9 protein-coding genes and 1 rRNA gene are annotated in these 11,586 nt (G+C 33.3%); 2 read left to right on the forward strand and 8 right to left on the reverse strand.

Translation table 11 applies throughout. The annotated features are described in order from the left end of the window. Window positions 1–13 precede the first annotated feature (13 nt). The 5 genes from radA to IDG63_RS05985 all read right to left on the reverse strand — a co-directional run bounded on the left by radA (window position 14) and on the right by IDG63_RS05985 (window position 6,376). Complete coding sequence (gene radA, locus IDG63_RS05965; RefSeq protein WP_001085213.1) at window positions 14–1,378, reverse strand: DNA repair protein RadA; 1,365 nt, start codon at window positions 1,376–1,378, stop codon at window positions 14–16. A gap of 484 nt (window positions 1,379–1,862) precedes the next feature. Continuing rightward, window positions 1,863–4,319, reverse strand: a complete 2,457-nt coding sequence (locus tag IDG63_RS05970) for an ATP-dependent Clp protease ATP-binding subunit (protein WP_000897132.1) — start codon at window positions 4,317–4,319, stop codon at window positions 1,863–1,865. A gap of 13 nt (window positions 4,320–4,332) precedes the next feature. After that, on the reverse strand, window positions 4,333–5,340 hold the full coding sequence (locus IDG63_RS05975; protein ID WP_000149503.1) for a protein arginine kinase: 1,008 nt from the start codon (window positions 5,338–5,340) through the stop codon (window positions 4,333–4,335). Then, complete coding sequence (locus IDG63_RS05980; protein WP_000882069.1) at window positions 5,330–5,896, reverse strand: UvrB/UvrC motif-containing protein; 567 nt, start codon at window positions 5,894–5,896, stop codon at window positions 5,330–5,332. The genes IDG63_RS05975 and IDG63_RS05980 overlap by 11 nt, the downstream gene beginning before the upstream one ends. A gap of 18 nt (window positions 5,897–5,914) precedes the next feature. Then, the gene (locus IDG63_RS05985) at window positions 5,915–6,376 is read right to left on the reverse strand and encodes a CtsR family transcriptional regulator (RefSeq protein ID WP_000551762.1); all 462 of its coding nucleotides are present in this window, start codon (window positions 6,374–6,376) and stop codon (window positions 5,915–5,917) included. A gap of 157 nt (window positions 6,377–6,533) precedes the next feature. Here IDG63_RS05985 and IDG63_RS05990 point away from each other — a divergent pair, with 157 nt between their 5' ends. After that, window positions 6,534–7,748, forward strand: coding sequence for a NupC/NupG family nucleoside CNT transporter (locus IDG63_RS05990; protein WP_000547794.1), 1,215 nt, complete (start codon window positions 6,534–6,536; stop codon window positions 7,746–7,748). 207 nt (window positions 7,749–7,955) lie between these two features. Here IDG63_RS05990 and pdxT read toward each other — a convergent pair whose 3' ends face one another. Then, window positions 7,956–8,516 carry a pyridoxal 5'-phosphate synthase glutaminase subunit PdxT gene (gene pdxT, locus IDG63_RS05995; RefSeq protein ID WP_000690439.1) on the reverse strand — a complete coding sequence of 187 codons (561 nt, stop codon included), beginning with the start codon at window positions 8,514–8,516 and terminating at the stop codon, window positions 7,956–7,958. Window positions 8,517–8,519: 3 nt separating this feature from the next. After that, window positions 8,520–9,407, reverse strand: a complete 888-nt coding sequence (gene pdxS, locus IDG63_RS06000; RefSeq protein ID WP_000034728.1) for a pyridoxal 5'-phosphate synthase lyase subunit PdxS — start codon at window positions 9,405–9,407, stop codon at window positions 8,520–8,522. A gap of 103 nt (window positions 9,408–9,510) precedes the next feature. On the opposite strand from pdxS, the gene pdxR reads away from it, so the two are divergent. After that, window positions 9,511–10,893 (forward strand): MocR-like pyridoxine biosynthesis transcription factor PdxR, encoded by a 1,383-nt coding sequence (pdxR, locus tag IDG63_RS06005; RefSeq protein ID WP_000799248.1) that lies wholly within the window; start codon window positions 9,511–9,513, stop codon window positions 10,891–10,893. A gap of 567 nt (window positions 10,894–11,460) precedes the next feature. On the opposite strand, the gene rrf is transcribed toward pdxR, so the two are convergent. Beyond that, a 5S ribosomal RNA gene (gene rrf / locus IDG63_RS06010) occupies window positions 11,461–11,575 on the reverse strand. Window positions 11,576–11,586 lie beyond the last annotated feature (11 nt).

Raw genomic sequence — 11,586 nt, forward strand, 5'->3', positions numbered from 1 at the left:
CTTTCTTGATGTTTTATGAATGAAGAGCAAATGACAATGCTTCATGTACAGTAGTTACACCTATTACTTGTATACCTTCAGGATATGTCCATCCGCCTATATTATTTTTAGGAATAATTACACGTTTGAAACCTAGTTTTGCAGCCTCTTGCACGCGTTGTTCTATCCGAGATACACGACGTACCTCACCCGTTAAACCAACTTCTCCAATATAGCAATCTAATCCGTCGACAGCTTTATCTTTAAAGCTAGATGCAGTTGCTACAATTACACTTAAATCAACTGCTGGCTCCGTTAACTTTACACCGCCAGCTACTTTGATATAAGCATCTTGTTGTTGTAATAGATAATTTTCTTTCTTTTCCAAAACAGCCATCAACAAACTTAATCGATTATGATCAATCCCTGTTGCCATTCGTCTCGGATTGTTAAAAGTCGTTGGAGTTACCAGCGCTTGAACTTCTATTAAAAGTGGTCTGGTTCCCTCCATGGTTGCAACAATTGTTGAACCTGGAACATTTGTTGAACGTTCTTCTAAAAACATTTCAGATGGATTATTTACACCTTTTAATCCACTTTGCTTCATTTCGAAGATTCCCATTTCATTCGTTGAACCAAAACGGTTTTTAACAGCTCGCAAAATTCGATATGCGTGGTGTTCATCGCCTTCAAAATAAAGCACAGTATCAACCATGTGTTCTAGCAATCTTGGGCCAGCAATTTGACCTTCTTTCGTTACATGACCCACTATAAAAGTTGCAATGTTCATTTGTTTAGCAATATTCATTAAACTTTGTGTACTTTCACGAACTTGTGAAACAGAACCTGGCGCAGAGCTGATTTCAGGATGATATATTGTTTGAATCGAATCCACTACTAATAAATCAGGTTGTTCTTCTTTTACTGTTTGATAAATAACTTCAAGATCTGTTTCAGCTAATACTTGCAATTCACTTGAATCTTCATCTAATCGCTCTGCACGTAATTTAGTCTGACTAAGCGATTCTTCTCCAGTAATATATAGTACTTTTTTCTTTTGAGATAACGATGCACAAATTTGTAAAAGTAACGTTGACTTACCAATACCTGGATCCCCACCAATAAGTACTAACGATCCGCTCACAATACCTCCACCTAATACACGGTTGAATTCTGCTGAATCTGTTAACACTCTCGGCGTTGTTTCATGTTTAATACTATTTAATTTTTGTACTTTACCTGCTAATTCCTTGGTTTTAACTCCATGTTTAGGATTGGCTGCTTTTTCAATAATTTCCTCCATTTGATTCCAAGCGCCACAATTAGGACATTTCCCCATCCATTTAGGAGATTGATAACCACAAGCCATACATTCAAAAATCACTTTTTTCTTGGCCAAAATTGCACCTCCACTTTCCTTTGAACAAATCTATTTTAAACGCACATTCCCATTATGACAAATTAAATGTGAGTTACATTTGTTTGTATTTTAACATGACTACTAACGCAAACTGTTTTACCAGATTTATTTTTTATGAATATTATAAAATAAACTTACATCATGTTGATAGTCGGTATCTTTCAAAGATAAAATCTTAATAATTTCTTAGTAAACTCTTTTCTCTAGATTTATCACAATATTATATAGACCTATTTTATTTTGACGTAAGTTGCTAGTATCTTCAAACAAAAAACCTTTATAAAAATTCATACCTTTATGCTATCGCTGTATGCTCATTAACTTGTTACATATAATTCTTAACTATCCTTTGATGATTATTTTATTAGATTGTTTCGTTGATGGATACTTTCACGAATTTCTATAGTTCAATGCTACTAAAAAAACAGCCCAAAACTTTAATTTGTTTTGGACTGTTTTATAATTATGCTTGCGATGGTGTTTTAGTTTCTGAAGTTTGTTCAGCAATGTCATATTTAAACTCTTTACCATCATGATCTACTGTAACTTTCTTACCTTCAATTTGATTACCATCTAATATTAATTCACTTAAATTATCTTCGATAGTTTTTTGTATCGCTCTAATTAATGGTCTTGCACCATATTCTGGATCATATCCTTCTTCTGCGATTTTGTCTTTCGCTTTATCAGTAACAATAATATTTATGTTTTGTTCAGATAATCGATTTGTTAATTTATTAACCATCATTGTTACAATTTCTTTTAATTCTTCTTTTGTTAGTTTATGGAATACAATGATATCATCTACACGGTTTAAAAATTCTGGACGGAATGAATTTTTTAATTCTTTTAACATCGTTTTTCGAATTGTTTCATAATCTTGTCCATCACTTGAACCACCGAATCCAGCAAATCGTTGATCTTGTAATTCTTGTGCCCCAACGTTTGATGTCATTATGATAATTGTATTTCTGAAATCAACTGTACGTCCTTTTGTATCTGTCAAATGTCCATCATCTAAAACTTGTAATAGAATATTAAATACATCTGGATGAGCTTTTTCAATTTCATCAAATAAAATTACAGAATATGGTTTACGTCTAACTTTTTCAGTTAATTGTCCACCATCATCATGACCAACATATCCTGGAGGAGCACCAACTAATCGGCTCACTGCGTGTTTTTCCATAAATTCACTCATGTCTACACGGATCATCGCATCATCATCGCCAAACATTGATTCAGCTAAAGCTCTAGCTAATTCAGTTTTACCAACACCAGTTGGTCCAAGGAAGATAAAGCTACCAATTGGTCGTTTAGGATCTTTTAACCCTGCACGGGCACGTCTAACCGCTTTACTGATTGAATTAACAGCATCTTTTTGCCCAATAACTCTCTCATGTAATGTATCTTCTAGACTAAGAAGTTTTTCAGATTCTGTTTCATTGATTTTAGTTAATGGGATACCTGTCCATCCTGCAATAACTTCAGCAATATCTTCTTCTGACAATGAAGTTGACATGCCATTTTGTGCATTCTTCCATTCATTTTTAGCTTCTTCATATTGCTTTTCAAGTTTTGTTTGTTTATCACGCAGGTTAGCAGCATTTTCAAACTCTTGAGCATGTACTGCGGCATCTTTTTCATTTTTAACTTTTTCAATTTCTTGTTCAATTTCTTTTAAATTATTAGGTGTCGTATGACTCTTAAGTCTTACTTTAGAACTTGCTTCATCAATTAAATCAATTGCTTTATCTGGTAAGAAACGATCTGAAACGTATCTGTTACTTAATTTAACAGCTGCTTCAATAGCTTCGTCTGAAATATTAATACGATGGTGTGCTTCGTAACGATCTCTTAATCCTTTTAAAATAGCAACTGTATCTACTACTGAAGGTTCATCAACTTGTACAGGTTGGAAACGACGTTCTAAAGCCGCGTCTTTTTCAATATTTTTGCGATATTCATCTAATGTAGTAGCACCAATACATTGTAATTCACCACGTGCTAATGCCGGTTTCAAAATATTCGAAGCATCGATAGCACCTTCAGCACCACCAGCACCAACTAAAGTATGCAACTCATCAATAAATAGGATGACATTACCTGCTTGTTGGATTTCTTCCATAACCTTTTTCAGACGCTCTTCAAATTCACCACGATATTTAGTACCTGCAACTACTGTTCCCATATCTAAAGACATAACACGCTTATCTTTTAATGTCTCTGGTACCTCATTATTCACTATGGCTTGCGCTAAACCTTCAGCAATAGCAGTTTTACCAACACCTGGCTCTCCAATAAGCACAGGATTGTTTTTCGTACGTCTACTTAATACTTCAATTACACGTGTAATTTCTTTATCACGTCCTATAACAGGATCTAATGTACCGTCTTTGGCAATGACTGTTAAGTCACGAGCTAAACTATCTAAAGTTGGAGTATTATTTGACTTACTAGCTTGTGCATTTTTATTACTCATTTCAGGGTTTCCTAAAGCTTTCACAACTTGTGCACGTGCTTTAGTAATATTTAAATCTAGATTTGCAAAAACTCTTGCTGCAACACCTTCATTTTCACGAATCAAGCCTAATAAAATATGTTCCGTTCCAACAAAATTGTGATGTAATTTTCTAGCTTCATCCATCGATAATTCAATGACTTTTTTAGCTCTAGGTGTATAATGCAATGTACCAACATGATCTTGACCATGTCCGATTAATTTTTCAACTTCTTCAATTACTTTATCTTCAGTGATATTAAAACTTTCTAATACTTTTGCAGCAATTCCTTCAGGTTCTTTCATTAACCCCAATAATAGGTGTTCTGTTCCTATATTTGAATGATTTAAACGAATTGCTTCTTCTTGGGCATGTGCTAATACGCGCTGTGCACGCTCAGTTAATCTACCAAATAACATAAATAATGACCTCCTACTTTATATGTTCTCTTAGTATATCTGCTCGTTTTTCTTTTACAGATTTGTCATCTTCTTCATCTAATAAAAATGGTGACTGTATAGCTACCATCAATTCATTAAATTTAAAGTTTTGTAATTCAATGTAATTTAAATCTATACCAAGTTTAACTTCGCTTAATCTATAAGAAGCCTCTTCCATAGTTATCATTCTACAGTTTTGTAAAATACCTAGCGAGCGAAAAACACGGTCTTGTGTTTCTAATTGATTATAAGTGTCTAACTTTTGTCGTATTTGTTTTTCTTCATGAATGATTTGATTAACAACTTCTGTTAATGTTTCTATGATTTCTAACTCAGATTTACCAAGTGTAAGTTGGTTGGATACTTGATAAGTATGTCCATAAACTTGCGAACCTTCACCGTAAATACCTCTGATTGTATATCCAAAACGATTAATGGTTTGAGCAATCCGTGTCATTCTTTTCATAATAGATAGACCTGGCAAATGTAGCATCACGCTTGCTCTCATACCAGTACCTATATTGGTAGGACATGTAGTTAAATAACCAAGTTGTTCATCATAACTTATATCAAGGCTTCGATCTAATTCATCATCAATTGATGAAGCTTGATTATATAAAGCCTGTAATGTCGTGTCAGTTCCCATAGCTTGAATACGAATATGGTCCTCTTCATTTATCATGACACTTAAAGATTCATCGTCATTCACTAATACTGCGGCTGCTGGTTGTTTTATTAGTTCAGGACTAATCAAATGCTTTGCAACCATTTTCATTTTACTTTGTTGATCCATTTGATCAAGACGCATTAATTCAAAGTTTGGCAAGGCATCTTGTACCTCATTTATAACTCTAAATCCATCATTTTCAGTAGCATACATTAGTGGATGCACATGATTTTCTAAATTACGCGCTAACCGAATTCTAGAAGACATAACAATTGGTGTTTCTTCATTACTTTTCATCCATTGGCTGATATTATCATGAATATTATGCGTCATCATGTTGCACCTCACTCTCAGCTTTTAGTGCTTTAATTTCATCTCTAACAATGGCTGCTTCCTCAAAATCTTGGATTTCAATAAGTTTTTTCAAATATTCATTCTTTTCTTCGATTTTTCGCTTTAAAGCTATCTTTTTATGTGAAGAATGTGGTGTCTTTCCAACGTGCTCAAATTGTCCACCTTGAACTCTGCGGACGATATCAATGATGTCATCTTTAAATGTTGCATAACAATTAGCACACCCAAATTTACCAACATGTGCAATATCTTTCAAAGTCATATGACATGATGGGCAACGTTTTTCTTCTTTAAACGCTACTTCTTGAAAATTAATGCCATGTTTCGTAGCTAAATGTTGTAAAATTTGCTTAACAACAAATGCTTCTTCGAAATTATCTTGATGTTCTTGATATTCAGGTTGTTCATTAGCTTGATTCCACGGATGGTGCCCCTCAGCACAAGTTTGACACACCATTTTTTCTTCTGTTTTATTTTTACTTGTAACTTTAACTTTTAATTCCGCTTCATTAAGTTGACAATTTTCACAAAGCACTTCAACACCTCATTTCATTTAGTAATAATTTATAACTGGTAACAAACGTTTTAAAATATTTGCTCTAATAATATCTCTAGAAACCATATCCATTGATAGCGTTTCTCTATCAATAACTGCTTGAATCATTTTAGCTTCACGTTCATTTATTAACATTTTATCTAAAAGCCCATCAATAATATAATAAGCTTGTTGTTGAGAAATAGAAGGTCCAATCAGCTGAAGCAAATGATTAATATAACCCGTTGCATCTTTATTTTCAATTTTAGTGATTCGGATGTAACCACCACCACCACGTTTACTTTCGATTTCATAACCATGTTCATTAGTGAATCGTGTTTTGATTACATAATTTAATTGTGATGGTACGCAATCAAAACGCTGTGCGATATTCGCTCTCTGAATTTCAACGACATCTTCATTCGACTCTTCAAATAAACGTTTGATGTATTGTTCTATGATGTCAGACATATTGTGCATGTATATCACCCCTTTTTGACCTTCTTTGACTATATTATATGACCTATTTTGACCTTTTTCAATTAATTTGTTTTTATATTTTCAAAAATTTATGATGTTAGCCCTTCCATTTTATTGTATGATAGATTGTAGAAAAAACTAAAGGAATGAGAAATATATGCATATTCTAATTGGGATTATCGGAATTATCTTCTTTTTAGCACTTGCGTTTCTATTTAGCTCAGACAGGAAAAATATTCGCTGGAAATATGTAGGAATTTTACTTGCAATTCAGCTTATCTTTGCATTTATCTTGCTTAAAACTACAATGGGAATCAAGGTTATTGGTGGTATTTCAAACGGTTTTAACTACTTATTATTAAAAGCAGCAGATGGTGTTAACTTTGTATTCGGTGGTATTCAATATATCGATCCTAAGCAACCACCATTCTTCTTCAGTGTATTATTACCTATCGTATTTATTTCAGCGATTATCGGTATCCTTCAATACACAAAGATTTTACCTTTAATCATTAATGTTTTAGGATTCTTAATTTCTAAAATTAATGGTATGGGACGTTTAGAATCATACAATGCAGTTGCTGCAGCAATTTTGGGACAATCTGAAGTATTTATTTCAATTAAAAAACAATTACCATACATACCTAAGCAACGTTTATACACATTAACAGCTTCAGCAATGTCGACTGTTTCTGCTTCAATTATCGGTGCATACTTTACCTTAATTGAACCTAAATATGTTGTAACGGCTGTTGTCTTAAACTTATTTGGTGGTTTCATCATCGCTTCAATTATTAACCCTTATAAAGTTAATGAAGAAGATGACAAATTATTAGTTGAAGAAACTGAAGAAAGACAACAATCATTCTTCGAAATGCTAGGAGAATATATTTTAGATGGATTTAAAGTAGCTGTCATTGTAGGCGCAATGTTAATCGGATACATTGCCATTATCGCTCTATTAAATGGAATTGTAAGCAATATCTTTAGTACAGTTTCAGGTGGCGCTATTTCTTGGGATTTCCAAACATTAATTGGTTTTGTCTTTGCACCATTTGCATTCTTAGTCGGTGTGCCATGGCAAGATGCAGTTCAAGCCGGTTCAGTTATGGCGACAAAACTATTATCTAACGAATTTGTAGCAATGCAAGCACTTGGTAAACTTAGTGATTTATCTGAACACGCAAAAGGTGTTACATCTGTATTCTTAGTATCATTTGCTAACTTTAGCTCTATTGGTATTATTTCAGGTGCGATTAAATCTCTTAATGACAAAAAAGGAGATACAGTTGCCCGCTTTGGTTTGAAATTACTATTCGGTGCAACACTAGTATCTTTCATTTCAGCTGCAATCGCTGGATTCTTTATTTAACAAATACATCAACATCGAATTAACCCCTTCAAAATTTTGACTATTCTCAGTGTCTTTGAAGGGGTTTTTTCTTATGTATATCTTTATTTTTTATCATTTTTAATTTTGACATAAAAAACAACTCCTCCAAAGCTAAGTTTGAAGGAGATATTGTCTTCTCAACAAATCTATAAATATCAATAATTCGTTGATTTAGCATACATTAAGCTATGCTTTTTTTACAATATGATTAATAAAGTAATCAGTTACTCTATAGTCATCTGTTAATTCAGGATGGAATGATACGCCTAAATATTTACCTTGCTGAACAGCTACAATTTTCTCATTAACCTTACATAGGATATCTACGCCTTGACCTACTTTTTCAATATGTGGGGCTCTTATAAAGACACCTTCAATATCTGTAGCGATACCTTTAATATCTAATTCTGTTTCAAAGCTGTCAACTTGTCTACCGAATGAGTTTCGTTGTACAGTAATATTCAACTTGTTAAGGTATCCTTCTTCACCAACTATATCTTGCGCTAGAACTATTAATCCTGCGCATGTACCAAACATAGGTAAAGTTGAATTTTGTAAAGCCTCTTTAAATCCATATAAATTCATTAATCGACGTAACGTTGTAGACTCGCCACCAGGTAATATTAAGCCCTCGATTTCTTCTAATTGTTCAACTTTTTTAACTGCAATACCTTCATGACCACTTAATTCAATATGTCTAATATGTTCACGTACTGCACCTTGTAATGCTAATACACCTATTTTCATATCTTACCAACCACGCTCTTGCATACGTTCTTCTAATGATAATTGATTGATATCTAAACCTTTCATAGCAGTGCCAAGTTCACTTGCTAATCTTCCAATTAGTTCATAGTCTTGGTAATGTGTTGTTGCTTGAACAATTGCTTTAGCAAATTTTTCTGGATCTTCTGATTTAAAAATACCTGATCCAACGAATACACCGTCAGCACCTAATTCCATCATTAAAGCAGCATCTTGAGGAGTCGCAACGCCACCAGCTGCAAAGTTAACTACCGGTAAACGACCATTGTCTTTAATTTGTTTTAAAATTTCATAAGGCGCACCGATATCTTTCGCAAAAGTCATAATCTCATCATCATTCATTACAGTCAATCGACTAACTTCTGAATTAACTTGTCTCATATGTCTTACAGCTTCAACAATATTACCTGTACCTGGTTCACCTTTAGTACGTAACATAGCAGCACCTTCACCAATTCTACGCGCAGCTTCACCTAAATTACGACATCCACATACAAATGGTACTGTAAATTGATCTTTTCTTAAGTGATATTCCTCATCTGCTGGTGTTAACACTTCTGATTCATCAATATAGTCAACACCCATCGCCTCTAATACTCTTGCTTCAGTGATATGACCAATACGTGCTTTAGCCATGACTGGAATAGAAACAGCATTCATTACTTCTTCTACAATTTTAGGGTTTGCCATACGTGCAACACCACCAGCAGCTCTAATATCAGAAGGTACTCGTTCTAATGCCATAACTGCTACCGCGCCAGCTTCTTCTGCAATTCTTGCTTGCTCAGCATTAACGACATCCATAATAACGCCGCCTTTTTGCATTTCAGCCATACCTCTTTTGACTCTGTCTGATCCAATAATTTTACTCATTATACATAAAACCCCTTTTCAAGTTGATTAAATACATTGTAATGTATAAACTGATATTTAAAAAGGTACAAAATAAGATAAATTTAGGAGGTCAGTTATAAAATTGAAAAACACTTTATACCATCAACTTTATGAAAAATTAAAAAAACAAATAATTGAAGGTCAATTTAAAGAAGGCGATAAATTTTATTCTAAAAGACAATTAAGCAAACATTTATCTATTAGCCAAACAACCGTAGAGCATGCATATCAACTTCTATTAGACGAAGGTTACATTTATTCAAGACCTCGCTCTGGATATTTTGTGTCCGAAATTGAATCTTTAACAATTTTAAACAATCAACCTATCCCCTCTCTTTTTGATGATGATTCATATAAACCAAAAGCGAGTGATGAAGCTTATGATTATGCTTTTAATTTGGATGAAATAGATACGAAACATTTCCCTATAGAACTTTTCAGAAAGTATTCCAAAGATCTTTATGATACAAATCATTTAAATCAATTACGTAGAGGACATTTTCAAGGAGAATTACATTTGCGGTTTCAACTGGCATTTTATTTATTTACTAATCGTGGCGTAATTTGTGATCCTAATCAAATTATAATTGGCTCATCTACCGAACAATTAGTAAATCAATTAGTCGATTTACTTTATACTTCAACATTTATTATCGAAAAACCTAGTTATCCACCAATCAAAAATATTTTAGATAAAAAACAAGTTGAATATGAACAAATTGAAGTTGAAGATAATGGAATAAACGTAGATGAAGTTATTAAATCACAAAAAAATATAGTATATATAACGCCTTCCCATCAATTTCCAACTGGATATGTGATGGACTTAAAAAAACGAACTCAATTAATACAATGGGCTCAAGAAAAAGAAGAACGATTTATTATAGAAGATGATTATGATTCCGAGTTTAGATATTTCGGCAAACCCATTCCAGCAATTCAAGGTCTATATTCAAGAGGAGAAAAAGTGATTTATATCAGTACATTTTCAAAGTCTATTTTTCCTAGCTGTCGAGTTGCATATATGGTGTTACCCTATTCTATAATGAAAAAATATCATTCTCAAAATCACATTGAAGGCAACACTGTACCTGTTCATATGCAAAACCTTATTGCAACGTTTATATCTTCCGGTGGTTTTGAAAGGCATTTAAATAAAATGAGACGAATTTATCGTAGAAAACTAACCTATATTTTAAAAAGATTGAAACCTTACAAAGAGCAGCTTGATATTCAAGGTGCTGAAACGGGTATGCATTTTACAATTACAGTAAAAAATGGATTAACATTACAAGAGTGTCTTGATAGAGCAAACAAAGTAAAGTTAAAATTACAAGTTTATAATTTTGATGATGATCAAGACTATAAGAAAACCCCTAAATTTATATTAGGCTTTGGCGGTATAGACGATGATGCTTTAAAACCGCATGTAGACGCTCTAATAAAATCATTAATTATAAAGTAACACTTCTTTGATAAAAGTTAGTGTTACTTATGCAATAGCTTGTCTATTGTATAATAATTAATTTCCTTTTTGTATTTCAATAAAGTATATAAAAGAACAGTAAGATCATTTTCAATTAGATACCGTCTTACTGCTCTTCTCTATTTATACAATATTTTGTTTTCGATGATATCATTTTAAATTTATATAAACACAAAATTAAAGTTGTACATACTTAGACAATCAAAAGTGCACATTATTAAATTATTATTTCTAAAATTCAATGCGGCTCATCGCATCCATTTTTTGCCTGGCAACGTTCTACTCTAGCGGAACGTAAGTTGGCTACCATCCTCGCTAAGAACCTTTCTTGACTTGTGACAATCGCTTGCTTCTTTCCTCTCCTTCGGCTCTCGCTTACTCATTTAGCTCTACTAAACTCGTTGCGCTCTTTTCTCGTTTCGTCAGATTCAAACGTTTTCACTTCGCCAAGCCATTTTTCTTTGTGTTTGCTTTTTATTTTGACGTTTTAGACATAAAAAAAAAGAGACCTTGCGGTCTCAATGCGGCTCATCGCATCCATTTTTTGCCTGGCAACGTTCTACTCTAGCGGAACGTAAGTTCGACTACCATCGACGCTAAGGAGCTTAACTTCTGTGTTCGGCATGGGAACAGGTGTGACCTCCTTGCTATAGTCACCAGACATATGAATGT

This window comes from Staphylococcus sp. EG-SA-14 (assembly GCF_017151935.1).
Taxonomy (GTDB): Bacteria; Bacillota; Bacilli; order Staphylococcales; family Staphylococcaceae; genus Staphylococcus; species Staphylococcus aureus.